The sequence below is a fragment of the Psychromonas ossibalaenae ATCC BAA-1528 genome (assembly GCF_000381745.1).
GTDB lineage: Bacteria > Pseudomonadota > Gammaproteobacteria > Enterobacterales > Psychromonadaceae > Psychromonas > Psychromonas ossibalaenae.
This window is the reverse complement of sequence record NZ_KB906989.1, coordinates 17321-41975: the sequence shown is the minus strand read 5'-3', so window position 1 is coordinate 41975 and position 24655 is coordinate 17321. Positions and strand designations below refer to the sequence as shown.

Annotated in this window: 25 protein-coding genes and 1 other RNA gene; 19 read left to right on the top strand and 7 right to left on the bottom strand. The window is 43.2% G+C overall.

Annotated features, from left to right (window positions below; all coding sequences use genetic code 11):
- Positions 1 to 9: 9 nt before the first annotated feature.
- Genes G327_RS26070 through G327_RS0112280 form a run of 6 tightly spaced genes read left to right on the top strand, consistent with a single transcriptional unit; the run spans position 10 to position 6357 of the window.
- A complete protein-coding gene (locus tag G327_RS26070) occupies positions 10 to 2265 on the top strand; it encodes a tail fiber protein (protein ID WP_019615085.1) in 2256 nt (751 codons plus the stop codon).
- On the top strand, positions 2265 to 3197 hold the full coding sequence (locus tag G327_RS0112300) for a hypothetical protein (RefSeq protein ID WP_019615084.1): 933 nt from the start codon (positions 2265 to 2267) through the stop codon (positions 3195 to 3197). Before G327_RS26070 ends, G327_RS0112300 begins: the two co-directional genes overlap by 1 nt.
- Positions 3194 to 4090, top strand: a complete 897-nt coding sequence (locus G327_RS0112295; protein ID WP_019615083.1) for a hypothetical protein — start codon at positions 3194 to 3196, stop codon at positions 4088 to 4090. Before G327_RS0112300 ends, G327_RS0112295 begins: the two co-directional genes overlap by 4 nt.
- Positions 4078 to 4551 (top strand): baseplate complex protein, encoded by a 474-nt coding sequence (locus G327_RS0112290; RefSeq protein WP_019615082.1) that lies wholly within the window; start codon positions 4078 to 4080, stop codon positions 4549 to 4551. Before G327_RS0112295 ends, G327_RS0112290 begins: the two co-directional genes overlap by 13 nt.
- Complete coding sequence (locus G327_RS27350; RefSeq protein ID WP_019615081.1) at positions 4548 to 6158, top strand: hypothetical protein; 1611 nt, start codon at positions 4548 to 4550, stop codon at positions 6156 to 6158. The genes G327_RS0112290 and G327_RS27350 overlap by 4 nt, the downstream gene beginning before the upstream one ends.
- Before the next feature lies 1 nt (position 6159).
- Positions 6160 to 6357, top strand: a complete 198-nt coding sequence (locus G327_RS0112280; protein WP_019615080.1) for a hypothetical protein — start codon at positions 6160 to 6162, stop codon at positions 6355 to 6357.
- A 76-nt stretch (positions 6358 to 6433) separates the two neighbouring features.
- Here G327_RS0112280 and ssrA read toward each other — a convergent pair.
- Together ssrA and smpB are read right to left on the bottom strand one after the other, a co-directional pair.
- Positions 6434 to 6788, bottom strand: a transfer-messenger RNA (tmRNA) gene (gene ssrA / locus G327_RS26520).
- A 109-nt stretch (positions 6789 to 6897) separates the two neighbouring features.
- Positions 6898 to 7383 (bottom strand): SsrA-binding protein SmpB, encoded by a 486-nt coding sequence (smpB, locus tag G327_RS0112275; protein ID WP_019615079.1) that lies wholly within the window; start codon positions 7381 to 7383, stop codon positions 6898 to 6900.
- A gap of 140 nt (positions 7384 to 7523) precedes the next feature.
- On the opposite strand from smpB, the gene G327_RS0112270 reads away from it, so the two are divergent.
- Together G327_RS0112270 and G327_RS0112265 are read left to right on the top strand one after the other, a co-directional pair.
- Positions 7524 to 7961 carry an SRPBCC family protein gene (locus G327_RS0112270; protein ID WP_019615078.1) on the top strand — a complete coding sequence of 146 codons (438 nt, stop codon included), beginning with the start codon at positions 7524 to 7526 and terminating at the stop codon, positions 7959 to 7961.
- Positions 7962 to 7968: 7 nt separating this feature from the next.
- Positions 7969 to 8259 carry an RnfH family protein gene (locus G327_RS0112265; RefSeq protein ID WP_019615077.1) on the top strand — a complete coding sequence of 97 codons (291 nt, stop codon included), beginning with the start codon at positions 7969 to 7971 and terminating at the stop codon, positions 8257 to 8259.
- Positions 8260 to 8336: 77 nt separating this feature from the next.
- Here the strand turns inward: G327_RS0112265 and G327_RS26065 are convergent, their stop codons facing one another.
- Positions 8337 to 8780, bottom strand: a complete 444-nt coding sequence (locus G327_RS26065; protein WP_019615076.1) for an outer membrane protein assembly factor BamE — start codon at positions 8778 to 8780, stop codon at positions 8337 to 8339.
- Between the two features lie 253 nt (positions 8781 to 9033).
- Between G327_RS26065 and hemA the strand changes: the two genes are divergently transcribed.
- The 9 genes from hemA to G327_RS0112215 all read left to right on the top strand — a co-directional run bounded on the left by hemA (position 9034) and on the right by G327_RS0112215 (position 18315).
- On the top strand, positions 9034 to 10293 hold the full coding sequence (gene hemA, locus G327_RS0112255) for a glutamyl-tRNA reductase (RefSeq protein WP_019615075.1): 1260 nt from the start codon (positions 9034 to 9036) through the stop codon (positions 10291 to 10293).
- Between the two features lie 111 nt (positions 10294 to 10404).
- Positions 10405 to 11496 (top strand): peptide chain release factor 1, encoded by a 1092-nt coding sequence (gene prfA / locus G327_RS0112250; RefSeq protein WP_019615074.1) that lies wholly within the window; start codon positions 10405 to 10407, stop codon positions 11494 to 11496.
- Entirely contained in the window at positions 11497 to 12321 is an 825-nt protein-coding gene (gene prmC / locus G327_RS0112245; RefSeq protein WP_019615073.1) for a peptide chain release factor N(5)-glutamine methyltransferase, read from the top strand.
- A 30-nt stretch (positions 12322 to 12351) separates the two neighbouring features.
- On the top strand, positions 12352 to 12738 hold the full coding sequence (locus tag G327_RS0112240) for a SirB2 family protein (RefSeq protein ID WP_019615072.1): 387 nt from the start codon (positions 12352 to 12354) through the stop codon (positions 12736 to 12738).
- Positions 12739 to 12741: 3 nt separating this feature from the next.
- Entirely contained in the window at positions 12742 to 13587 is an 846-nt protein-coding gene (locus G327_RS0112235; protein WP_019615071.1) for a SirB1 family protein, read from the top strand.
- Positions 13588 to 13603: 16 nt separating this feature from the next.
- The gene (gene kdsA / locus G327_RS0112230; protein WP_019615070.1) at positions 13604 to 14449 is read left to right on the top strand and encodes a 3-deoxy-8-phosphooctulonate synthase; all 846 of its coding nucleotides are present in this window, start codon (positions 13604 to 13606) and stop codon (positions 14447 to 14449) included.
- Between the two features lie 38 nt (positions 14450 to 14487).
- Positions 14488 to 14868, top strand: coding sequence for a DUF423 domain-containing protein (locus tag G327_RS0112225; RefSeq protein ID WP_019615069.1), 381 nt, complete (start codon positions 14488 to 14490; stop codon positions 14866 to 14868).
- A 316-nt stretch (positions 14869 to 15184) separates the two neighbouring features.
- The gene (gene rlmM / locus G327_RS0112220) at positions 15185 to 16279 is read left to right on the top strand and encodes a 23S rRNA (cytidine(2498)-2'-O)-methyltransferase RlmM (protein WP_019615068.1); all 1095 of its coding nucleotides are present in this window, start codon (positions 15185 to 15187) and stop codon (positions 16277 to 16279) included.
- 266 nt (positions 16280 to 16545) lie between these two features.
- Complete coding sequence (locus tag G327_RS0112215) at positions 16546 to 18315, top strand: sensor domain-containing diguanylate cyclase (protein ID WP_019615067.1); 1770 nt, start codon at positions 16546 to 16548, stop codon at positions 18313 to 18315.
- Between the two features lie 91 nt (positions 18316 to 18406).
- Here the strand turns inward: G327_RS0112215 and metQ are convergent, their stop codons facing one another.
- The 4 genes from metQ to G327_RS0112195 form a co-directional block, all read right to left on the bottom strand.
- Complete coding sequence (gene metQ, locus G327_RS0112210) at positions 18407 to 19222, bottom strand: methionine ABC transporter substrate-binding lipoprotein MetQ (protein ID WP_019615066.1); 816 nt, start codon at positions 19220 to 19222, stop codon at positions 18407 to 18409.
- Between the two features lie 54 nt (positions 19223 to 19276).
- Entirely contained in the window at positions 19277 to 19963 is a 687-nt protein-coding gene (locus G327_RS0112205; protein ID WP_019615065.1) for a methionine ABC transporter permease, read from the bottom strand.
- A complete protein-coding gene (gene metN, locus G327_RS0112200; RefSeq protein ID WP_019615064.1) occupies positions 19953 to 20987 on the bottom strand; it encodes a methionine ABC transporter ATP-binding protein MetN in 1035 nt (344 codons plus the stop codon). Before metN ends, G327_RS0112205 begins: the two co-directional genes overlap by 11 nt.
- A gap of 214 nt (positions 20988 to 21201) precedes the next feature.
- Positions 21202 to 22059 (bottom strand): PfkB family carbohydrate kinase, encoded by an 858-nt coding sequence (locus G327_RS0112195; protein WP_019615063.1) that lies wholly within the window; start codon positions 22057 to 22059, stop codon positions 21202 to 21204.
- 242 nt (positions 22060 to 22301) lie between these two features.
- Here G327_RS0112195 and G327_RS0112190 point away from each other — a divergent pair, with 242 nt between their 5' ends.
- Positions 22302 to 23837, top strand: coding sequence for a methyl-accepting chemotaxis protein (locus G327_RS0112190; RefSeq protein WP_019615062.1), 1536 nt, complete (start codon positions 22302 to 22304; stop codon positions 23835 to 23837).
- Between the two features lie 22 nt (positions 23838 to 23859).
- Complete coding sequence (locus G327_RS0112185) at positions 23860 to 24594, top strand: transporter substrate-binding domain-containing protein (protein WP_019615061.1); 735 nt, start codon at positions 23860 to 23862, stop codon at positions 24592 to 24594.
- The last annotated feature ends 61 nt before the right edge of the window (positions 24595 to 24655 follow it).

The following is a 24655-nucleotide window of genomic DNA, read 5'->3' as shown; positions in this document are numbered from 1 at the left end:
AGGAAGAGCATGTCAAACACCATTATTACACTTGCGTTTGAAGCGTATAAAGCGGAGCAGGAAGCATTAGGCCTGCCGGTTATACTTGATGAGTTTGTACTGGCCAATATACCAGGGCAAGATCCGAGCGTGCCGGTTGACCCAGAAGAAGGGCTGCCGGATGAAGAGCATATTGTATTTATCAGTGATGTCAGCCAGACAGGTTATGTCAATCCTAATGCGGTGGTTTATTCATTAATAATGGATACCAGCATCGGCGACTTTGATTTTAACTGGATTGGACTGCGCAATAAAAGCTCAGACGTACTGGCTGCTATCAGTCATATCCCGATCGTTCATAAACTAAAAACGATTATCGGTGAGCAGAACGGTAATGCCATCACCCGCTCAATCATGATGAGTTATAGCGGCGCAAAACAGCTGACTGAAATTCATGTTGATGCATCCACTTGGCAGATTGATTTTACCGCACGCCTGTTCGGTATCGATGACGCTGCGCGTTTAAGCAATGTTGACCATTATTACGCTGCTTCCTTTATCAATGACGGATTTAAGGTAACTAAAAAAGAGGTGACGGACAATGCACTAACGGTTTACACCGCCACGAAAGGTGTCGGGTATGTAGGGGGCCTGCGCTGCGCTAGTAAAACCGATATGCCTATTATTGATGTGTTAATGCCCAGCAGAATTTATGTGGATGCCAGCTGGCAGGGGCTGGTGACCAGTCAGTGGGGCACTGTGGTTAAACTTATTTCATCGACAGACGATCTGGTTGATTATATTGATGAAGATGGATATGCGCATTACGTGACGCACATTGCTGAGATTGATGAAGAAGGCAATATCACCGATACACGTTTTTTAGGTGGCTCCCCTTCGTTCGAACGGCAGGATAACGCTGCCACTGACAGTGATATTGATGAGGAGTCAATCGAGAGTAAGCATGTGAAACTAGCGCAGTTCTGGCGCGGCATTGCTAACAAAATCAGTGAAGCCTTTGCTGGTCGAACTATTGCAACAACCAGCCCGTTACAAGGGGGCGGGGATTTATCTGCTGACCGAACTCTGTCAATTGATGACGGTACAACTGCGCAAAAAGGTGCGGTGCAGTTAACTGATTCAGTATCGACAGTATCGAGTACCTTGGGAGCGACAGCGACTGCAGTTAAATCCGCTTATGACCTTGCCGCCGGTCAAGCGGGTCAAACAACAACTATTGCAACAACCAGCCCATTACAAGGAGGTGGTGATTTATCTACTGACCGAACCTTGTCAATTGATGACGGTACTACTGAGCAGAAAGGTGCGGTGCAGTTGAGCGATTCCGTGTCGACAGTCTCAAGTATATTAAGCGCTACTGCCACGGCGGTAAAAACGGCCTATGACAAAGGCGTTGAAGCGCTAGGTGTTGCGAATGAAAAATGGACTTATGTGGTTGCCAGCACCACAGTTTATGGCGCCACACAGTTATCGACTGCCATTGATTCTACAAGCACTGCCTTAGCGGCCACACCAAGTGCGGTTAAATCCGCTTACGACCTCGCCGCCGGTAAAGTCGCGCAGACAGTCACTATCGCCACAACCAGTCCATTGCTGGGAGGCGGTGATTTATCTGCTGACCGAACGCTGTCAATTGCTGATGCATCAACGACAGAAAAAGGAGCGGTGCAGTTATCGACCTCCATTAGCTCAACAAGTACGGTCTTAGCCGCCACTCCCAGCGCAGTGAAAGCTGCCTATGACTTGGCGAGCTCTTCAGCTTGCCCTGTCGGTGTCCCTCTGCCGTGGCCAACGGATACACCGCCGGAGGGTTTTGTCGTGATGAAAGGGCAGGCATTTGATGTTGACCTTTACCCTGAAACTGCTGAGGCTTACCCCACTGGTATTTTAGATGATATGAGGGGGCTTGCTGTTGTCGGTAAAACCGATGAAGAGCTAGTGCTTGCTTATGAAGCAGATCAGGTTATTTCCCATACTCATGAGGGCTCAACAGTCGGCAGCACTGATGTCGGCACTAAAGAGGCTGAGCTTGACGGAGCCCACTTACATTCTATGACCGGTGGGAATGATGACAATGGAATGGGTGGCTACGTACAAGAAACTGAATTATCGAGTGGCAGCTTTATTGCCAGTAGCTCGCACTCTGGACATACGCATAGTATTCCCATTGGCTCTCATGCGCATACCCTGTTGATTGCATCATTCGGCAGCACAGAAAACACCATCAAAAACCGTAAATTCAACTGGATAGTGAGGCTAGTATAATGACAGTATTTTTTAATGAATCAGCGGTGGTGTCGGTTTCCCGTATCGCGTTAAGTGGATGGTGGATTCAAAACCAAGATGAGTATGTAGTGGCTGGTACGTCATTGGGGGCAGACTGTATTCAAGATATATATACACCTTCAAAAACGGGCATGACGGCTAGATACAATGTTGGTAAGCAGTCATGGGAGGATGAGATTGAAGATAAAACATTCTTTGAGTTTTACAGCGAACATGGCCAAAAGCACTATATCGGTGAGCCCGATGGTTATTATCCTGAAGGTGCTATTACAGAAGCGCCTCCACGTCATGATAGTGATACTCAAACCGTTCTCTATCAAGATGAGCAATGGACGGTTTATGATATTGAGCTGGGTAAATCCTATTGGGACCGTAAAGCCAATGAGCTGTTAGTCAGTGATTTTAATTTTGATTTACCTGATAATCATACATTTACGCCGCCACCGGAAGTATCTGAAGGGGTTGTTGCTCGATTGATAATGCAGGGGTGGGTATTAATAGAAGACCACCGTGGGAAAATGGCCTATGCAAAAAGCCGTGATAGAGGGGAAGATTATTTAATTGAAAAGATAGGCCCTATTCCTGATACGCATACGTTACTTGAGCGAGAAGAGTTTGATTCCTGGGATGAGATCACCGGCACCTGGCTATATGACAAAATACGCCACCGGCCTGTGTGGATTAAAAAAGAAAAAGAGTGGCAGACTGCGCAGTTAACAGTAATCCAGCAGATGTTAAACGCTTATCTTCAAGATAAACACATTCCAGATAAGTATGCAGCTTTGCGCATTACCCGTTATAGCAAAAGGGAATATTACGCGTTATTAATGGCGCGTAAATTACTTCATGAATACCTGCTCCAAGATGATTTTCCTGAGTGCGGCAGGCCGGTTTTACCGGAGATAGCATGAACTGGGTTAACTCACCACTCACATGGCCAAGCGTTGCTCAGTCTATTCAAACGGATGCTGAAACGGTGACCACAGAAGTTGGTACAATAATGGATGAGGCCACTGCTCGGTTAACGCCTTTAATCAGTGATGCGAATTACACGCGCCACCCGTTAAGCGTTGAGGCACAAGCATTGCTAGGGCTTCGCGATGATTTAGATTTGTTATTAACTCAAGGGGTAGTATTAACAGCTTCACCTTATCAGTTTCAAGTCGGTGATCAGCAGGCGTCCGGTGCTTACCTTAATCCACAACAAGCGGTTAGCTGTTTGGCTGCTAAACTGCGTGACCAGGTTGATAAAAACCGCCCTGCAGGGCAACTTTATTGTGTTGCTGTTATGGTCAGTGAATCGCAGTTAAATCAGTTTGCGTCTGTCTTAAATAACCTGGTGAGCGTATTCCCTTTACCTGATTGGGGACAAGTCGCCAGACAGTCCACTGCGTTATCCACACAATCAGTGGATAAGTTATTTCAGCCTGCATCTATTAGCCAGCCCCGCTTTAAACCGGCAGGCAGTTTACACGCGAGCCCTCTTCGAGAAACCTTGTATTACCAAGGGGCGCAGGTTGCGACGCTTGAATCATTAGCCCACGATAAAAATCACGTCATTGATAAATTACAAGTCTTAGCTACTAAGCGTGCCAGCAAGCTGGCAGAAATAAGCGAGGCCGTTAACGCACTGAAAAACCTGACCGGCAGCGTTTGGAGTATGTCTCTCAGTGGAAGCACGGAAAGTATTGCCGCCCAGTTAAGCCAAGCGTCGGCACCGGGTAATAATCAACATACCATTGCCAGTTTACTGCTTAGTGCCGCACCACTGACATTCTTTGAGGAGTTATTATGCTCAGCTTAAACGGAATAATCGTAAAGCTCGACGCCATGACAGTGGGCATGTCAATGGAGCTTAAAGACCAGGACATGAGCGGGCAGTCATCGGGCACGGATACGGCAGAGCAGGGGGATAAAGGTAAGAAACTATCCGTTGCCGGGATTATTCCGTTTAAATCCTTATGGATATTAACCCTGCTGTATCAACTCGCCTCGGCAAAGGATAAACATGATAACCGCCAGGTTTACCGTGTGGGTAATGTATTGGCGCTTGCATTAAAAATCAGGCAGGCAAAATTCACCGGCAGTATTAATGCCACTGAGCATGACAGCTTATTAGCCTGGAATGTTTCTTTTGAACTGCGTGAGTATAACGGCGTTGCTGAGCAGAAAGAAAACCGTAAAAAAGAGCAGACAAAAGCTACGCAGGAGCAAAATACTCGCCATCAACAGGCGCTTAAAGATGCAGAAGAAACGGGCCTATGAAATTAGAAAAACGTCTTTATATCGCCGGTGAGGAAATAACATTAGCCTCGCACATGGTCAGTCTGAAATTATCCCTGGGCAGTGTGGCGATTTTTACCCTTGCCGATACATTTATACCTGAACCCCATCAGGCCGTGCGTTTTGATATCGGTTATGAAAGTAACTTAAAGCCATTTCTTGAAGGGTATATTGAAAAAGTCCAACCTGCAGAGAACGGGCACTATAAAATCACAGTAAAAGAAAATGTGGGCATTTTAAGTAACCGCTGGCCACTGAGTATTGAACACCCCACTATGCGGGAAGTATTAACGGCACTGGGCGAAAAAACAGGACTGCAGTTTATCTTGCCGGAAGAAGTGGATTACACCGATAAACAAATCCCGAACTTTGTCAGCCAGGGAACTGGATACCAGTGTCTGCAGCAAATCGGTCGTGCTTTTAAGGTGCCTGATTTAGTCTGGTTTCAACATACTGACCAAAACGTGCATATCAGTGCTTACCAGGACTGCCGGTTCTATGGCAAGCCGGTCACCGTGCCGCTGGATTTATCATCAAGGGCCAACGGCGATAATATGACTTTTGCTCCATTTCCAATGCTTCGACCGGGCGCTTTAATCAAAGATGAAAAGTTAACTGAAAAACGCCTTACCCGGTTAGATTTAATCGGCGATGAGATGACCGCCTACTGGGAACCTCAAACCAATAGTGTGCCGGCTAAAAAGCGTGAGATACTAAAACACTTTCCGGAGCTTGCCACGCAAAACCATTTGCCTAAGTTTGGGCGCGTTGAAGCGGTGCGAGATAATGCCAGCGCAGGACAAATAGCCGATCCATTCCGTCCGCGTTATGCAATCGATATTCAACTGCTGACCGAGTCCCTGCAGGCAGATTTAAATGTACCTGTTTATAAATCAATTCCGATGCCGGTGCATATGTCTGGCCACGAGTCAGGTTTACTGGCTTATCCACTTGAAGGGACCATTGTTGAAATCGCCTTTGCTTATGGCCGGAACGATTTACCTATTATCCGTGGTGTTTATGGCCGAGATTACGCGTTACCAGATATACAGCCAGGCGAACAGTTACAACAGCAGCGAAATGAAGTCAGTAAAAAGACAGACGCAGCAGGTAATACAACCGAGCAAACCGACCAGCACCAAAACCAACAAGCATTTAAACAACATCACCAAGCCGATGAATACCAGGGTAAGTTCGGTAAACACACTCTCACTATTAGTCAGCACAGTATTGAAGAGATTATCGGGCAAAAGGTCATTGAAGCCCTGGGTGCAATCGATTTATTAGCCGGTGATGATTTAACACTCGGCTCACTGGGTAATATGCAGGTGGCGACTGCCGGAGAGCTCATCACAACCATTGGAAAACTACGTAATGTGGTGGTTACCCTGGACGACAAATTAAAAGTGATGGGTAATAAAATTCAAACAATAGAAAAAGATTTAAGCATCACTGCGGCAAACATCACCCAGGACGCTGCAACTATAAAATTAAATGGCGGGGCAGGTATCTGTACTGGGGCAACTATTTGTCCGTTTACAGGTAGCCCACATGTGGATGTATCAACCACCGTTTTTTCAGGGAAATAAAATGGCGCTCAGTAAATCTTCATTAAAAGAAAAATTAGAAACAGAGTTAAAAGCCCAGGGCTTTGTACTTGATGGTGAATTTGCGATGGCGAGTAAATTTGCTGAAGCTATTGCTAATGCAGTTGTTGATGAAATAACAGGAAATGCACAAGTGCCGGTTACTTCTGGAAGTTCTGCGGGGAGTTATAAAGTGACTTAAAATTTTGAGGGTGGACAGAATGTGGTCACTAAAACGAAAAAGGCCCTGTAACCTATTGATTACAGGGCCTTGTAGGTGGTGGAGATGGGGGGAGTCGAACCCCCGTCCGAAAAACCTACGTCCTCGGTACTACATGCTTAGTCTATCTTTTAGTTAACTCTCGACACTCCGACAGACAGGATTGCAAAGAGCGAGTCCGATACTATTTCGCGGTTCACCCTCGAACAAGGTTCCCTCGCTATCCAAATGTGAATGACCTTCCGAATCCCTGCCCATAGGAGAAACGTGGGTGGAAGGCTAGCTAGCCTAAGCTGCTAGAGCGTAGTTATCGTCGTTTGCAACTATAACTTTGACGGCTTTTTACGAGGCCAGCCGTCACCTCGGCATGCACCTTGGGTTTCAAGAATCTCGTCGAGTCCTAAATCATCCCCACAGGTATAACACTAGACAATTAGTATGACATCGTCTAACGAAATAAGTTTAACAAAACATTCAACAACAAGATAGCGTTACATTGCATCTTGTTAGTTGACTGCTTGTTTATCGAACGCTGTGCTTCATCATGCGTTCTTTTTGCACTTTCCATTCTCTATCTTTTACATCTGTACGTTTGTCGTGGTCTTGTTTACCTTTTGCTAATGCAAAGGAAATTTTAACCCAGGCTTTTTTCCAGTATAAAGAGACTGGGATAATAGAGTAACCCTGACGTTCCACTTTACCGACTAAATTGTCGAGTTCGCGTCTTTTAAGTAGTAGTTTACGGTAACGCAGAGGATCACATACTACATGTGATGATGCTGCAATTAACGGGGGAAACGTTGCGTTTAATAACCATGCTTCTCCATTTTTCAGGAAAATATAACTATCGGCAATATTCGCTTTACCCGCGCGTAACGATTTCACTTCCCAGCCTTGTAATTCTAGACCCGCTTCAAAGCGTTCTTCCAGGTGGTACTCGTGACTAGCACGTTTATTGCGTGCAATCGTATTTTCGTTGTTTTTAGTTTTTGATTTTTTCTTAGCCATAGCCTCGTATTATAAAGTGACAATTTCAAATTGCTATTTCATTTGTGTAAAAGTTGCTGATTTATGGCTGAAAATAGGGAAATATTTTTTCTTAGCGGATTGATGGTGTAATATGACGTCTTTTTTAGTGTGGAGGGCAAATGGCACACGTATCCCGTAGTGCGCTGCTGATGTACAGTGCAGATGAAATGTATCACTTAGTTAATGATGTACTTTCATATCCTGAATTTTTGCCTGGTTGTGTTGATTCAAATATTTTGTCGAGTAGTGAGGGTGCTATGCAGGCATCGGTACAGGTATCCAAAGCCGGCATTAGTAAAACCTTTGTCACCGAAAATACCCTGGTGAAAGGCAGAAGTATTATAATGGCACTGGTTGAAGGGCCTTTTAAGCATTTAAACGGCGGCTGGACCTTTACTGCGCTTGATGAAAAAGCCTGTAAAGTAAGTTTAGATCTGCAGTTTGAGTTTAGCAGTTCACTGGTGGAATTAGCATTTGGACGTATTTTTAATGAGTTAGTCGGCTCTATGGTAAAATCATTTTCAAACCGCGCTAAAGTTGTTTACGGGATCCGCTAGGAAAAGCATGAATAATTTATTCGAGATTGAAGTTGTATACGGTCGTTCGGACCGGCAGGTATTATTGTCTGTTTTAGTTTCAGAGGGCTGTACTATTTCAGAAGCTATTGTACTTTCAGGAATTTGTGCGCACTTTCCTGAAATTAAAGTGAGTGATGCAAAAGTGGGGATTTTTAGTCGCCCAGAGAAATTAGACTCGGTCGTGAAAGTCGGAGATCGTGTGGAAATTTACCGGCCGTTAATCGCTGATCCGAAAGAGATGCGTAAACTGCGGGCCGCTAAAATGACTGCTAAATAAAAAACTATTTGAATAGATAAAAAAAGGGCAGATAACCGTTTAGTTATCTGCCCTTTTTTTTGAGTGTGGTTTATCCGCTAGTCTTCGATAATCGGAGCCGGAGATCTTGCTTCTTCGCCGGTATCGCCTTTAGAGCTTTCCGTCGATGGTTTCGGTGCTTTTTTACGCCCTGACTTAAGTAGAGGATTGTTTTCGATTGTATCTTCCCTTTCCATACTTACTAGTACTTTATTCTCAAATGTCAGTAGAACCTGATGCTGCTGAATTTCTTCTGCGCCGGGTTTGATATAACGAATGTAATACCATTTTGATGAGTCAAACTGGTCAATTAACATCGGAGAGCCAAGAATAAAGATAACCTGCTCTTGTGTCATACCTATTTCGACCAGGTCTACTTTTTCATCGTCAATATAGTTACCTTGGGTTACGTCAATCTGATAAACAAATGTATCGTAAAGAAATGAACATCCCGACAGAGAGAAAACTAAAAATAATGGGGTTATGATTTTTTTAATAAGCATGGTTTTAACAACATCTTAATTCAAGTGAGTGGATATACAGAGCGTCGATAATACCCAAGGCACGCTGACTTGTAAAAAAATAACGACAGATATTTGTTGATTCTGTTTTGTTCGTTCACAGTTAGACACTAATATATGAAAAAAACAGCTTTAATATGGCTGTGACGAATCGATTTCTTTATATATTGCCTAAATGTCCGTAGAATTCCCACTTTCGTATAAATCGTTTTAATTTGTGTTGTGAATTTATTGAATGCCTCTATTTGCGTTAGGAATTAATCATCAGACTGCCTCTGTATCACTGCGGGAAAAAGTCGCATTTGCACCCGAGTTTTTACTGGATGCTTACCAGCAGTTATTAGCGCAAAGTTCTGTGCAGGAAGCGGTGATCGTTTCCACTTGTAACCGAACTGAGATTTACTGCAGTCTGAATCAGGAAAGCTGTCAGGAAGTGATTCAATGGTTCTGCTTGTTTCACGATATTGCTGAAAGTGAATTGAGCCAGAGTTTGTACTGTTACAGTAATGAACAGGCTGTGCAGCATCTGTTTCGTGTTGCATGCGGTCTGGACTCGCTAGTGTTGGGAGAGCCGCAGATACTCGGGCAGATAAAGCAAGCCTTTGCGACAGCCGGTCAGGCGAAAAGCATTAATAAAATTCTTAATAAATGGTTTCAGCAGACCTTTACTGTGGCCAAACGAGTTAGGACTGAAACGCAGATCGGTGCCAATGCTATCTCCGTGGCGTTTGCCGCGGTTTCTTTAGCCAAACAGATTTTTAGTGATTTATCACAGAGCCGGGTTTTATTAATTGGTGCCGGTGAAACCATTGAACTGGTGGGCAAGTATTTAGTTGAGCATGAAGTTCCTAATATTACTATTGCCAACCGTACATTATCACGAGCTATGGAACTGGTTGAACAGTTTAATGCACAGGCAATTACTTTGGGTGAAATCCCTAATCACCTGCCGGATGCTGATATTATTATCTCATCAACAGCAAGCCCGCTTCCTATTATTGGTAAGGGCATGGTTGAAAGGGCTTTAAAAACCCGGCGTCATCAGCCGATGTTATTTATTGATATTGCAGTACCGCGAGATATTGAAGCTGAAGTCTGCGAGCTAAATGACGCCTATCTTTACAGCGTTGATGATCTGCACGGCATTATTGAAGAAAATAAACAGGCAAGACAAGAAGCCGCCATTGAAGCTGAAAAAATTGTCGAGGGCTGCATCAATGATTTTATGCATTGGATGGAGTCTCTAAAAGCGGTTGAAACAATTCGTTTATACCGTAATAACAGCGAGGTATTGCGGGATCAGTTATTAGAACGAGCGAGTCTTTCATTAAGCAACGGCAGTGAGCCGGAAAAGGTAATAAAAGAACTCGCGTTTAAATTAACCAATAAATTAATTCATCATCCAAGTCAGGCGTTAACGCAGGTGAGCCGCTCGGGTGATGATAATGAGCTGCAGATATTACGATCTGCCTTAGGACTCAATTTAGATGAATAAGTTTACCCTCGGGTGACAAAACGTCACCGCTATAACAATAATAAATTTTCTTAGTCGGGCCTTTTTAAGTCTGGTTAAGCGCAAAGAATATAAAACAAGAAGAGAACAAATATGAAAGCATCAATTGTAAGCAAATTAGAAGGGCTTGTTGAGCGTTATGAAGAGGTTCAGGCACTGCTTGGCGATCCGGATACAATTAGTGATCAGAACAAATACCGCGAACTAACTAAGGAGTATTCACAGCTGGAAGTTGTGGTGCTGTGTTTCCAGGCTTACCAGGGAGCGGTTGAAGATTTAGAAGCTGCTGAAATGATGATGGAAGATGACGATCCTGATATGCGTGATATGGCAAAAGAGGAGATCAAAGAAGCAAAAGAGTCAGTCGAAAAATTATCTGATGATTTACAGATATTATTACTGCCAAAAGATCCTAATGATGACCGTAACTGTTATCTGGAGATTCGTGCGGGTGCCGGTGGTGATGAAGCCGCTATCTTTGCCGGCAACCTGTTCCGTATGTACAGCAAATACGTTGATACAAAAGGCTGGCGTATGGAAGTGATGAATACCAATGCCAGTGAACAGGGCGGCTATAAAGAGTTAATCGCTAAAATTGATGGTGACGGCGCTTACGGTATTATGAAATTTGAGTCTGGTGGTCACCGTGTACAGCGTGTACCAGAAACTGAGTCTCAAGGGCGTATCCATACTTCAGCATGTACTGTTGTAGTGATGCCTGAGATTCCAGAAGCCGACGCTATTTCAATTAATCCGGCTGATTTAAAAGTTGATACTTTCCGTGCATCGGGCGCGGGTGGTCAGCACGTTAATAAAACCGATTCTGCTATCCGTATTACCCATCTACCGACGGGCACAGTAGTAGAATGTCAGGATCAGCGTTCACAGCATAAAAACCGTGCGCAGGCGATGTCGGTTTTACAAGCACGTCTGCAGCAGGCGGAAGATGAAAAGAATCAGGCTGAAGAGCAGACGATCCGCCGCAGCCTGGTTGCCAGCGGTGACCGGAGCGAGCGTATTCGTACTTATAACTATCCGCAGGGGCGTGTAAGTGATCACCGCATTAACTTAACGCTTTACCGCCTAAATGAAGTGTTAGAAGGTGAACTGGATGCGCTGCTGGATCCGATTTTACAAGAAGATCAAGCGGATAAATTAGCAGCACTTGCACAGGGTGATTTCTAATTGCGTATAGATGATGCATTAGTCTGGGCAGAATTTACATTAGTTAACAGTGACAGCGCATTATTAGACGCACAGGTCCTGTTAGCTTTTGTACTCGCTAAGGAAACAGTTTATCTGATGACCTGGCCTGAGCGGGATTTAACACGTGAACAGAAAAGCCGCTTTGAAGCGTTAATCAGTCAGCGGGTTAACGGGGTGCCTGTTGCACATTTGACCGGTACTCGCGAATTCTGGTCGTTAGCGCTTAAAGTGAATAATTCAACGTTAATTCCGCGCCCAGATACGGAAATATTAGTAGAAACTGCGCTTGAGTTTTGTCCGCAGGATGCGCATATATTAGATCTAGGGACAGGCACCGGCGCAATTGCTTTAGCATTAGCCAGTGAACTGCCTCAGGCACAGTGTTTAGGTATAGATTTCAGCCGTGATGCCGTGGCTTTAGCGAATGAAAACAAACAGCTGTTAGAGATGGCGAATGTGACCTTTAAACAAAGTGACTGGTTCGCAGATGTCGGCGGTGAGTTTGATCTGATTGTCAGTAATCCACCTTATATCGATCAAAACGACCATCACTTGGAGCAGGGGGATGTTCGTTTTGAACCTTTATCTGCGCTGGTTGCAGAACAGTCAGGGTTATCGGATATTCGCTTAATCGCTGAGCAGGCTCGGCAGTATTTGAAAAAACAGGCCATGTTGATTATTGAACATGGCTTTGAGCAGGGGGCTGCGGTACGTGAAATATTAAACGGATACGGCTATTCACAGGTTCAGACTAAAAAAGATTATGGTGGTAACGATCGTATTACCATGGCTGTTTTCAAATAAGAGATGACGTATAAACGTCAGGAGACATGAATGTACACAATTTTAAAACATACCCATTTAATTTTTATATTGCTTGCGGTTGTTCTTTTTGTATTAAATTTTTACTGGTTAAGAACTAAGCATGCTAATGCTAAAAAAGCAGTATTTAAAAAAGTACTGCTGCATACTAATTTAACCGTTCTGCTGTTAGGTGTGGCCTTAATGGGGGTTTTACAGGTTAATCCGCTGCAGGAGCACAGCTATTGGGTATTAGAGAAACTGGGCGCATTTGCCGCCTATGTAGTGATGGTACACGTTGCATTAAATGAAAAAACGCGCACAAGAATGCAGTTTATGACTTTCATCGGCGCATTCGGCTGGATTGTATATATTGGACAGCTTGCGATGACCAAACAAGCAATTTTAATGGTGGGCTAAAACGTGACTAAAATTTCTAATAATGAAGCAGACACTCTGCAGATCGATGCTCAGTTTAATTTTGACGAAAATTCCCTTATCCAGATTGCAGTTGCTGTTGAATCTGAATTGACTGGTATTAATGTCAAAGAGTTCGAAGATGACCTTAATCTGCAGCATATCGTGATTAAATCTAAACTAGCAGGTTTTGCTGAAGCGGATCGCGCTAAACTGCATAAGTTACTGGATATTCTTTATCAGCAGCAGGATTTTAAAGGCGACTGGAAAGCCTTTTTTAAAGTAAAAAATGCGTTGTTGTCTAAAGTACTGGCCCGCCGTAAAGGTATTCCAATCAGTTTAGGTGTTTTGGCTTTGGATTTTTTAAATGAGTGCGGGTTTGATGCTCATGGGATCTGTTTTCCAAGTGGATTTATCATCCGTATTAATTTACAAAATGAAGTGGTGTATCTGGACCCGTTTACCGGTGAATTACCTTCCTGGGAGCTGCTTGAACTGAAAGTGCGCGGTCAGCTTGGTAATCATGCCCGTCTAACGCTGGATATGCTTAATCCCGATGATAATAAAACCATTATCATGCGCTTAGTAAACGTCATTAAAGCGGCTTATATTCAGGCTGATGAGCTGGAATTAGCGCTGCTTTGCTGTGATATTTTACTGCGTATTGAACCGGAAGATGCCTATGAAGTCAGAGATCGCGGCTTCCTGTTCCAGCAGCTGGAATGTTTTAATTTAGCGCGTACAGATTTTGAGTTCTTTATTGAACAATACCCGAAAGATCCGATTGTAAATTTGTTGAAACAGCAGATTGAACAGATGAATCTCGATACAAATATACAAGTAATCCATTAAAATAAGAGAGTTGGTTATGCACCAGAAAATAGTAAAAGTCGGCAATATCGACGTCGCTAATGATCGTCCATTTGTACTGTTCGGCGGAATGAATGTTTTAGAGTCTCGTGACTTAGCAATGAAAATGGTTGAAGCCTATGTTGAAGCAACTTCTGCATTGAATATTCCTTATGTTTTTAAAGCGTCATTTGATAAAGCGAATCGTTCTTCAATTAACAGCTTCCGTGGTCCAGGTTTAGAAGAAGGTCTGCGTATTTTTGAAGAGATCAAAAACACCTTTAATGTGCCGATCATTACCGACGTTCATGAACCTTATCAGGCAAAACCTGTTGCTGAAGTGGTGGACGTAATTCAGTTACCTGCATTTTTAAGCCGTCAAACTGACCTTGTTAAAGCAATGGCAGAAACTAACGCGGTTATTAATGTGAAAAAAGCACAGTTCTTAGCGCCGCATGAAATGAAACATATCATTACTAAGTTTAATGAAGCAGGTAATGATGAGATCATCCTGTGTGAACGCGGCAGCTGTTTTGGTTATAACAACCTGGTTGTTGATATGCTGGGTTTCAGCACCATGAAAGAAACCGGCTACCCGGTTATTTTCGATGTAACGCATTCATTACAAAAACCAGGTGCACGCAGCGATAGTGCTGACGGCCGCCGCAGTCAGGTGGTACAACTTGGTTTAGCCGGTATGTCACAGGGCATTGCCGGTCTGTTCCTAGAGTCTCATCCAGATCCTGCTAATGCTATGTGTGACGGCCCGTGTGCGCTTCCTCTTGATAAGCTGAAACCATTCCTGTCACAGATGAAACAGATGGACGAACTGGCAAAAAGCTTAGATATTATTGACACTGAGTAATTGTTATCAATAAGCCGTATATCAGTAACACAACACGTTTGTTTATTATTATCGCGTCGTTATTCGGCGCGTCAGGCGTAGCCTGCGGTGCTTATGCCAGCCATGGTTTAGGCACCTGGGCGACTCCCGCACAGGTTGAATACTTTCAGTTAGCTGTAACTTATCAGCTGCTGCACGCCATTGCCTTATTAGCGGTAAGTGTACTGTCTGTTTTTATCTCCAGCCGATTATTAATAGCGAGTAAAATTGCTTTTGTAACAGGTATCTGTTTTTTCAGCGGCAGTTTGTATTTATATGTATTAAGCGGGACTAAGATCCTCGGGGCGATAACGCCAATCGGCGGGCTGATGCTGATTGCCGGATGGCTGTTACTGATGCTGAGTTTGTTAAGTTATAAGAATATTAAAAGCTCAGACTAACCAGAGTTGGTTATTTCGTTCCCATGCTCCGCGCGGGAATGCAGACTTGAATAGAGTTAGTTGTATCTCATTCCCATGCTCCGCGCGGGAATGCAGACTTGAATAGAGTTCGTTGTATCTCATTCCTATGCTTTGCGTGGAAATGCAGAATTTAAAGATTACGTTCAGCTGTGTCTGAACAAAGTATGTTAGGAATTTTATTATATTGTCGTCGTCCTGGGTTTGAGAATGCATTGACGGGCAAATGAAATAATTTCATTCATCATTGTTACAAAATTTAAAGATTACGTTCAGCTGTGTCTGAACAGAGGTAAGTATGTTAGGAATTTTATTATATTGTCGTCCAGGTTTTGAGAATGACTGTGCAAATGAAATACAGGATAAAGCCGGCGCTTTAGAAGTATTTGGTTTTGTGAAGACTAAACGTAACAGCGGTTATGTTTTTTACCAGTGTTATAACCCGGAAGAAGTGGAAGGTTTATTAAAAAGCATCAACTATAAACAGCTTATTTTTTCCCGCCAGTTAATTGCGGTAAAAGCGTTTGTAGAAGACTTACCGCTGGATGATCGTATCACTCCTATTTTAGAAGTAACGCGTAATATGCCGCTAGGCGGTGATCTTTACGTAGAAACGCCTGAAGGTGATGAAACAAAACCTCTGCTTACTTTCTGCCGTAAATTTACCGTCCCCCTGCGTCAGGCATTAAAGAAACAGAATAGTTTAACGGCTAAAGAAAACCGTAAAAAACTATGTTATCACTTATGCTTTTTAGATAACCAGTCGGCTTATATCGGTTTTTCTGTGCCGCATAACCGCAGCGAATTTTACATGGGTATTGCCCGTTTACGTTCACCAAGTGAAGCGCCAAGTCGTTCGACTTTGAAACTTGATGAAGCGATTCAGATTTTCCTGACACCGGAAGAGCAGGAAGAACGAATGCACTCTGGAATGCGCGCTGTTGATTTGGGTGCTTGTCCGGGCGGCTGGACCTATCAGCTGGTTCGCCGTGGATTGTTTGTTACCTGTATTGATAACGGCGCGATGGCACAAAGTCTGATGGACAGCGGTCAGGTCACGCACTATATGGTTGATGGATTTAAATACGAACCTGAGCGTAAAAACATCGACTGGTTAGTCTGCGATATGATTGAAAAACCTAAGCGTGTGGCGAAACTGATGGCGAAATGGTTAATTGAAGGATGGTGTAAAGAGACTATTTTCAATTTGAAGTTACCGATGAAAAAACGTTATCAGGAAGCTTCTGAAGACTTAAAAATATTAACGGATATGCTTGAGGAAGCGGGGCTGAGTTACCAGCTTCAGGCTAAGCACCTCTACCATGACAGGGAAGAAATTACTGTGCATGTCAGCCTGCAGGGTAATGTCTGGGGTAAGCAGCTAGGCAAGTAAAAATAGCTAGCTAAGTAAAACAGTTCTTATCGATAAAAAGCTGCTTAAGATGATTCTGCGGCTTTTTTTGTACCTCTCGGCCTGTCTTTAAAATTCTCTTATAAAAATTCAGACATTGTGAATAGTCAATGCAGTCAAACAGTTATTAATAATATTGACCTGCGTAGTGAAAATATCAGACAAATTAATTTATTATATTACTTCGTGCTGCTGCCCATATAAAGCGGACACAAAATCCATGCTAAAAACTAACAGGCTGTGAATAAGTGGATAAAATAAAAAATAAAAGTTTGCTGGCTAGATTTACAGCGGTGATTTTAGTTTTAATAATCACCTCTTCGGTTTCAATTTCGTTTTATTATATTGAAATGATTAAATCAGATCATCGAACGCAAATTAATGAACTTCGTAATGCACAATTATTAGCGACAAAAACACATGTTAAAGACCAGGTGCAGGAGCTGATCGATTTTATTACCTTTCAAAGGTACAGCAACCGTAATCAGGTTAAGTCAGACCTCCAGGAGCATGTTGAACAGGCATTATTAATTGCAGATAATATTTATTTTCAGAACCGGGCAGACAGTTCACTTGAAGAAATCAAACAATCGGTTGTTAATGCATTAGCACCCGTTCGATGGGGCGGAGACCAGCCGCGTTATTATTTTATTTATAATAGTGACGGTTCGCCTGTGCTGGATATTTCAAGAACCGCTAAAAGCGGGCAGAAAAGTGAGTTTTCAGAGCCGCTGAGTAAAAAAATGACCACTTTAATCAAGCATCAGGGGCGTGCTTTCCTGCAGGAAAATTTAATTACCTCAGACCAGAGCAGGCAGCCTGCTTTGATTTATATAAAACAGTTTAAAGCACTCGGCTGGTATATCGGCAGTTTTGAATATGAGTCTGATATTGAGCTGCGTACTAAACAGAGTATTCTCGATAAAATTAATTTCAAGCGGGAAAGTTCTGATTATATTTTTGTGTATGATAATCAGGGCAAATTTATTGCGCATCCCGAACTGATTAGTATGCAGCACCGTAATATTTCCGAGTTTTCAGATACCAGCGGTAACAAATTACTGACCAGTATTAATAAGGTGATTAATGAACAGTACGGTGGTTTTGTACAATATTCGTGGATGAATCCTGTCACTGATAAAGTGTCGACTAAAACTTCTTACGTACAGTTCTTTTCCCCCTGGGGATGGACAGTGGGCTCCGGCACCTATACCGAGGAGGTCGACTTATATATTGCACATTTTGAATCAGAAATGGATAAATCACTGCAGAGTATTATGTTTGGTGTAATGAGTATTACGCTGTTTTTATTAGTCGTATTCCTGATTGTGGGTCTAGGGTTCAAAAACAGCTTAGAAAGGGATATGCGGCGCTTTATCCATGTATTCAAATCTGCATCGACTAAAAATAAACTCATTGTTAAAGACAGCTTAAAATATTCAGAATTTGTTACTCTGGCACACTATGCAAATAATATATTAGAAGCGCGGATCGAGACACAAAATGAATTAATCGAACATGCAACCATTGACAGCCTGACCAAGGCGTTTAACCGCCGTCAGTTTATGTCTTTGTTCAGGCTGGATTATCAGAAAGCCGTTAAATCTAAAAATGATCTGGTTTTACTATTATTAGATATCGATTTCTTTAAGCTGGTTAATGATAATTACGGCCATCCGAGTGGTGATTTCGTACTGCAGAAGTTTGTGGAAATTTGCAAAAGCCAGGTTCGTAAATCTGATTATCTCGGGCGGGTAGGCGGTGAAGAATTTGCCTTGCTATTACCTGATACGAATATTGATGAAGCGTTAAGAATCGCCGAAAAGCTGCGTCAAACGGTTGAAAATACAGAGTTCAATTGTAAAGAATGTTCATTATCAATTACCGTCAGCATCGGTCTCAGCAGCATTATTGAGCAGCCTTACCATGATGAATCATCAATGTTTAAACAAGCCGATGCATATCTCTATCAAGCTAAAGATTCAGGGCGAAATAGAGTCTGCAGTTCTTTATCTTAATTCATATAATTGCGCTCATTAAAAAAGGGTTTGAACTAGTAGTTCAAACCCTTTTAATTTAGCTTTGCAGTGTTGTATTCCGCCTGGTTAATTACCAGCCTTTGACAACGCCGCCTTTGAAGATTTCTTTAGCTGCCGTGTAAACTTCTTCTGACTGGTATGCTTTAACAAATGCTTTTACATTTTCAGCCGTTACGTTGTCCTCACGAGCAACGATCAGGTTTACATAAGGAGACTCTTTGTCTTCAACAAAGATACCGTCGCGCTCTGGTGATAAGTTGATGCTGCTGGCATAAGTTGTATTGATAATCGCCAGGCTGACATCATCAAGAGAACGCGGCAGCTGTGCGGCTTCCAACTCAACTATTTTTAAGTTCTTAGGGCTGCTGACAATATCCAGTACCGTTGCTGTCAGGTCTGCACCTTCTTTTAACTGCAGTAAACCCTGCTGCTGAAGAAGCAGTAAAGCACGACCTAGATTTGTCGGATCACTTGGTACTGCAATCTGATCGCCGTCTTTTAATTCAGCAAGCGAGCCGATTGTTTTTGAGTAACCTGCAATCGGGTAAACAAAAGTATTACCAGCGACAGCAAATTTATAATTACGATCTAGAACCTGCTGGTCCAGATAAGGTTTGTGCTGGAATGCATTGACATCAACAGAGCCTTCTTCCAGTGCCGCATTAGGCGTGATGTAGTCTGAAAAAGTCACCAGTTTTACTTCTAAACCGTATTGCTCTTTGGCTACTTTGGCTGCCACTTCTGCAACTTGTGCTTCTGCACCGGCAATAACACCGATAGTTATCTTACTCTGATCAACAACTGCATCTTTTTCACCGCAGCCGGCAAGTGCCAGTGTTGAAGCCAAGCCTACAACAGTGAAAATATTTTTAAGATTAAATGTCATGGTATTTCTCCTTTTCAAGGTAAGCCCTGATTTTTTTAGTTTTAATAAAATGGTTTAACGATGATCAACACGTTTAACGAGATGATCACCAAGTGATTGAATTATTTGTACAAGAATTACCAGGATAACCACAGTAATAAACATGACGGTTCCGTCAAAACGCTGATAACCATAACGGATACCGACATCTCCTAGCCCGCCTCCGCCCACGGTGCCGGCCATTGCTGAATAACCCACTAAGGTTACTAAGGTAATGGTGACCGCATTAATAATGCCGGGCAGTGCTTCAGGAAGCAGCACTTTAGTAATGATCTGCTGCGGTTTGGCCCCCATTGCCTGTGCTGCTTCTACCAGACCAGACGGGACTTCTAATAATGCCCCCTCAACCAGACGGGCTATAAATGGAATTGCACCTATGGTCAGCGGCACAACTGCTGCTGCTGTACCGATTGAAGTCCCCACTACAAAACGTGTAAACGGGATGATTGCAACCAGCAGAATAATGAACGGAATTGAGCGTCCGATATTAACTATGATACCCAGAGATTTGTTTAAAACATGATTTTCTAATAAACCATTCTTTTTACTCAGATGTAATAAAACACCTAATGGAATACCTAATGCAAAGCCGATAAAACCCGAAGAGAAAACCATGCTTAAAGTCTGTCCAAGTGCATCAATTAATAAATACACCAGGCGCTCATTATCGACCCACCAGTTAATTACTGAATCAAGCGACATAACCTAATACCTCTACTTCTACTTTATGCTCATGCAGAAAAGCGACTGCCTGCTCTGCCGACTGTTCTGTTCCGAAAAACTCCGCTAACATCAGACCGAATTTAACACCGCCGACATAATCCATATTGGAGCTGAGAATGCTGATATCGATATTAAACTGTCGTGCAACCTGACTGATTAGCGGGGCATCTACGGATGCACCGGTAAACTCTAAACGTACCAGGGGATAACTGCCGCTGCTGCGCTGTGTCTGCATACGTGAGCGGTAATCCTCCGGTATCGTAAGATCCAGAGTCGAGCGTATAAACTGACGTGCAAGTTCGGTTTTCGGGTGAGCAAAAATATCACCGACCTGACCCTGTTCAACTAACTTGCCATCGCCGATAATAGCAACTTCAGAACAGATACCTTTAACCACCGCCATTTCATGGGTAATTAATAAAATGGTTAAGTTCAATTCCTGATTAATTTTGCGAAGCAGCTCTAGAATAGACTGTGTGGTAGCCGGATCCAGCGCACTGGTGGCTTCATCGCACAACAATACTTTCGGATCAGAAGCGAGTGCCCGGGCAATGGCAACACGCTGTTTTTGCCCGCCGCTTAAGTTTGCCGGGTAGGTATCACTTTTATCACTTAACCCGACCAGCTCTAATAACCCGTCAACTTTGCTTTTTATTTCATTTTTAGCCGTGCCTGCCAGTTCTAAAGGCAGAGCGACATTGTTAAACACTGTGCGTGACGACAGCAGGTTAAAGTGTTGGAATATCATGCCGATCTTACGGCGGTTTAATGTTAACTCCTGGCTAGAAAGTTCTGTTAAATCAATGCCATCAACAACGATACTACCGCTGCTCGGGCGCTCCAGTAAATTAACGCAGCGTATCAGGGTACTTTTTCCTGCTCCACTGGATCCGATAACACCGAAGATGGTTCCCTGGGCAATGGTAAGGTTGATATCACTGAGCGCATTAATAACACGCTCTCCCTGATAAAATACCTTATTAACTTCTTTTATTTCTATCATCAAATTTCCTGAGTTTGCTAACAATGACATGATTTTTCTGTCTGCATCGTACAGAAAGCAGATGATTTAGCGTAAACAATGAAAAGTTACGAAGCCGTCTGGACGTCTAAGTAAGTAATGTGATGATACTAAGCCGTCTGGACGTCCAAGTCAACGACTAGTTAACATCTAATTTTGCTGTTAAATAGGAAGGGACGCACATTTTGCGAAGGGCTCAGAGTGCTTTTAAAAAATTCTGCAGTGCTTCACCTGGAATCGAGCTGTCGGTGGCTACTGCAATAGATGCCCAGTAGGCACCTTGTTTCATTGCTTGTGATATATCCTGCCCGTCAGCAAGACCGTTGATTAAACCAGAAGCAAATGCATCGCCTGCACCCGTGGTGTCGACAACTTCAGCGGGCACTGCTGCAGTATGTAACTGCGAGTCCTGCTGATAGGCGACTGCACCATTCTCACCATCGGTAATAATAAAATAGCGTAATGCGGTGCCGGCAATCTGCTGACCATACTGCCATATTGCGGCATTATTTTCCCAGTCTGAGCTGCGTCCTGCCATATCTGATTTAGAAGATATTAATATATGACAGGGGCGGGGGCGTTCGTCTTTACTTAACTGCGCTACGACTAGGGTATGTTCAAGCGCTGATTCAGCCCAGGTTTCAGCGCCGACTGCTGAAGAGTTGATATATAAGGCATTCCAGAGTGAGAAATCCGGTGCCTGACCCAATGTAAAAAGAGGACGCTGCGGGCGGATAATCGTTCTTTCTCCGCCGGGAGTCATCAGCAGGAGCAGTTCCGGTGTGAGCAGATCATTGCGCTGTAACAGATGACAGTCAAGGCCGTTCAGACTTGCTTCTGCTAATAACCAGTCTGCGGTTTTGTCATTGCCTATCTGACTGACTAGGGAAACATGATGTCCCGCAAAAACCAGGCCTAATCCTGTATTAGCGCCGCCTCCGCCTAAACGACGCCCCATATCGCGGTAGTGATGGCGGCCGCCGGTTGTTAGTGGTTTATCTAACTGCAGGACACGATCACAATTGAGATTAGCGAGTAAAAGTATGTTGGCCATTTAGGGCTCCATTGCTGATTGATACGCTTCGATAGCGGTAAATTCATATGATGCTGCTGTTACTGCTGCAGGCCGGATTCATTTTGCTTTTTTATTGCGATCATTGCTACTTTTTATTGTTTTGGGTCAAGTAAATATCACTGAATTGAGGGCTCTACCAACATTGATAAAATTCATATTAATAACTACGTTTAAGTCTAGGAACTAGCCTTTTTTGCGCTTATTTACAAAAGGAAATTATTGTGAAAAGTATTAAAGCTATTTTTGTCGTACAGGTTGTCGTCGCAGTTACGGTTGTTTTACTGCTTTCATCCTATCTTAAATATAACGACTTTAAACAGGACCTGTACAGCAGCCTGGACGTGGATATTGAAAATACGGCAAGTCGACTGACCGTCAGCCTTCCTCGGGCAATATGGGATTTTGATTTAGATACTGCTCGTTTAGCCATTTCTGCTGAGCTTAAATTGCCTGAGGTTACAGCAATTAAAATTATTGATAATCAAGATGCAGATGTATTGTTTCTGATGCCTAATGCAGATAATGCAGATGAACTTGCTGTTGACGTTGCGGATAATTCACTCTTCCCGGAAGAAAATTCAGTCACAGAAGCGCTGGTTTTTATTGAAGATGAAGAAAAAAATGATGTCGGAAAAGTGATTGTTTATTTTGAGACTACTTCTTTAGAAGCTAAATTAAGCGCATCTTTATACCGTAGTGTTATTGAACTGCTGATATTAGACATTATTATTTCTCTGCTTATTATCGCGGTGCTGGCATTTGCAGTATTAAGGCCGTTAACCCAGCTGACGGAAAGAATTCAAAATCTTGCATCGGGTGAAGGTGATTTGTCGAATAAAATTCCAGCCGCTAAATTAAAAGAGTTTCATGAAATAACAGAAGGTATCAACGAATTTACCGCTTCATTGCGCATTATTGTGCTCGAAGTCACTGAGTCATCGGGACAGCTTGAAGACAGAGCCAGTGCCAGTGGTGAAATGGCACGGGCCAGTGCAGATCGATTAAGTCAGCAGAAGCATCAGCTTAGCACTGTTGCAGCGGCTGCTACAGAACTTAACCATTCAGTTGGAACCGTGACTGATACTGCCGGGCAAACTGCGGATGAAGCGTCCACCGCGACTTTGCTTGCCGGTGAAGTGTATGTTGCAATAGAAAATTCTGCGCAGGAAATCATTAATATGCGCGAAGAGATGAATCATGTAAACACCGAAATGCACAAACTGGTTAATGAAGGTGAAAAGATTTCAACGGTTCTTAATGTGATTAACGATATTTCCGGGCAGACCAACTTGTTAGCATTGAATGCAGCTATTGAAGCGGCGCGTGCCGGTGAGCAGGGCAGAGGTTTTGCCGTGGTTGCCGATGAAGTTCGGAATTTAGCGGTAAAAACCGGGGAGTCTACTGAGCAGATTCAAAAAAATATATCTTCTCTTGATAGTGCGACGAAGTCCGTAGAAGCAGAGCTTACCCGTATTGCTAAGCTGTTAGAAAAAACAGCCGAAAGAGTCAGTGAATCTCAGTCTTCAGTCAGTGAAGTCAGTGGTTTAATCGAGCATATATCCGATAAAAGCAGTCAGATTTCTCAAGCAACCGAAGAGCAGAAACGGGCTGTGGAAGAAATAAGTCAGGCAATTGTTGAAGCCTCTGAAGCATCTAATATGGTATCCGACGGAGCAGCTAAAAATGCGCAGCGGACAGATGAAGTGCTCAAGCTAAGCAATAATATTGTCAATCAAATGTCGAAGTTCCGTACTTAACATTAAATTAAAGAGGTTTAATATGAAATATATTCTGGTCTTTATCGCAGCACTGTTAAGCTCGACTATCGCCTGGGGGAGCAGCGTTACAGCCGCACAGGATCCATGGCCTCCTTTTGTCATGAAAGGTGCTGTTAACAATCAGGGAATATCGATTGATATTGTCACTGCTGCATTTGCCAGTCAGGGCTACCAGGTAAACTTCAAAATAATGCCCTGGTCAAGAGCGCTTAATGAAGTGAAAGAGGGGCGTGTTGATATTCTTCCTGCGACCTGGTTCACTCAGGAGAGGACGAACTATTTAACCTATAGCGACAGCTATCTTGAAAACAGTCTTAAGTTTATTAAAAAGGCAGATGACAGTTTTGAATTTGACGGTATGTCCAGTCTGGACGGCAAAAAAATAGGTATTGTCAGGGGCTATGGTTATGGTGATGCATTTCTAAATGCCGATAACTTTTCACGTCCTGAAGCCAATGATCTGATTGCTAACCTTAAGAAACTAAAAGCAGGACGCATCGATCTTACTCTTGAAGATGAGCTGGTTGCTAAATCATCGATAACTGCAAAAGGTTTGAATGTCGCAGATTTCTCATTCACCAGCAGCGCGCTTTCAGTTAATCCCTTACATGTCACTTCGGGCAAGGCAAATCCAAGAGCGGCTGAGTTGACTGACGCTTTTAATAAAGGCCTGGCCACCATTAAAAGTAATGGAAAATTTAACGAAATTTTAGACAGATATGGCATCAAACAATAAATAGTTGTGAGCTGCTGGATCTTTTATACCGGCATTTGTGATTATGCAGATGCCGGCCTAC

Coding starts and splice junctions, on each gene's coding strand:
- kdsA (WP_019615070.1), top strand. CDS start 13,604: ATGCACCAGAAAATAGTAAAAGTCGGCAATATCGACGTCGCTAATGAT.
- G327_RS0112270 (WP_019615078.1), top strand. CDS start 7,524: ATGGCACACGTATCCCGTAGTGCGCTGCTGATGTACAGTGCAGATGAA.
- G327_RS0112280 (WP_019615080.1), top strand. CDS start 6,160: ATGGCGCTCAGTAAATCTTCATTAAAAGAAAAATTAGAAACAGAGTTA.
- G327_RS26065 (WP_019615076.1), bottom strand. CDS start 8,780: ATGCTTATTAAAAAAATCATAACCCCATTATTTTTAGTTTTCTCTCTG.
- metQ (WP_019615066.1), bottom strand. CDS start 19,222: ATGACATTTAATCTTAAAAATATTTTCACTGTTGTAGGCTTGGCTTCA.
- G327_RS0112195 (WP_019615063.1), bottom strand. CDS start 22,059: ATGGCCAACATACTTTTACTCGCTAATCTCAATTGTGATCGTGTCCTG.
- G327_RS0112300 (WP_019615084.1), top strand. CDS start 2,265: ATGACAGTATTTTTTAATGAATCAGCGGTGGTGTCGGTTTCCCGTATC.
- G327_RS0112185 (WP_019615061.1), top strand. CDS start 23,860: ATGAAATATATTCTGGTCTTTATCGCAGCACTGTTAAGCTCGACTATC.
- G327_RS0112240 (WP_019615072.1), top strand. CDS start 12,352: ATGTACACAATTTTAAAACATACCCATTTAATTTTTATATTGCTTGCG.
- G327_RS0112205 (WP_019615065.1), bottom strand. CDS start 19,963: ATGTCGCTTGATTCAGTAATTAACTGGTGGGTCGATAATGAGCGCCTG.
- prfA (WP_019615074.1), top strand. CDS start 10,405: ATGAAAGCATCAATTGTAAGCAAATTAGAAGGGCTTGTTGAGCGTTAT.
- G327_RS0112290 (WP_019615082.1), top strand. CDS start 4,078: ATGCTCAGCTTAAACGGAATAATCGTAAAGCTCGACGCCATGACAGTG.
- G327_RS27350 (WP_019615081.1), top strand. CDS start 4,548: ATGAAATTAGAAAAACGTCTTTATATCGCCGGTGAGGAAATAACATTA.
- G327_RS26070 (WP_019615085.1), top strand. CDS start 10: ATGTCAAACACCATTATTACACTTGCGTTTGAAGCGTATAAAGCGGAG.
- rlmM (WP_019615068.1), top strand. CDS start 15,185: ATGTTAGGAATTTTATTATATTGTCGTCCAGGTTTTGAGAATGACTGT.
- metN (WP_019615064.1), bottom strand. CDS start 20,987: ATGATAGAAATAAAAGAAGTTAATAAGGTATTTTATCAGGGAGAGCGT.
- hemA (WP_019615075.1), top strand. CDS start 9,034: ATGCCTCTATTTGCGTTAGGAATTAATCATCAGACTGCCTCTGTATCA.
- G327_RS0112295 (WP_019615083.1), top strand. CDS start 3,194: ATGAACTGGGTTAACTCACCACTCACATGGCCAAGCGTTGCTCAGTCT.
- smpB (WP_019615079.1), bottom strand. CDS start 7,383: ATGGCTAAGAAAAAATCAAAAACTAAAAACAACGAAAATACGATTGCA.
- G327_RS0112265 (WP_019615077.1), top strand. CDS start 7,969: ATGAATAATTTATTCGAGATTGAAGTTGTATACGGTCGTTCGGACCGG.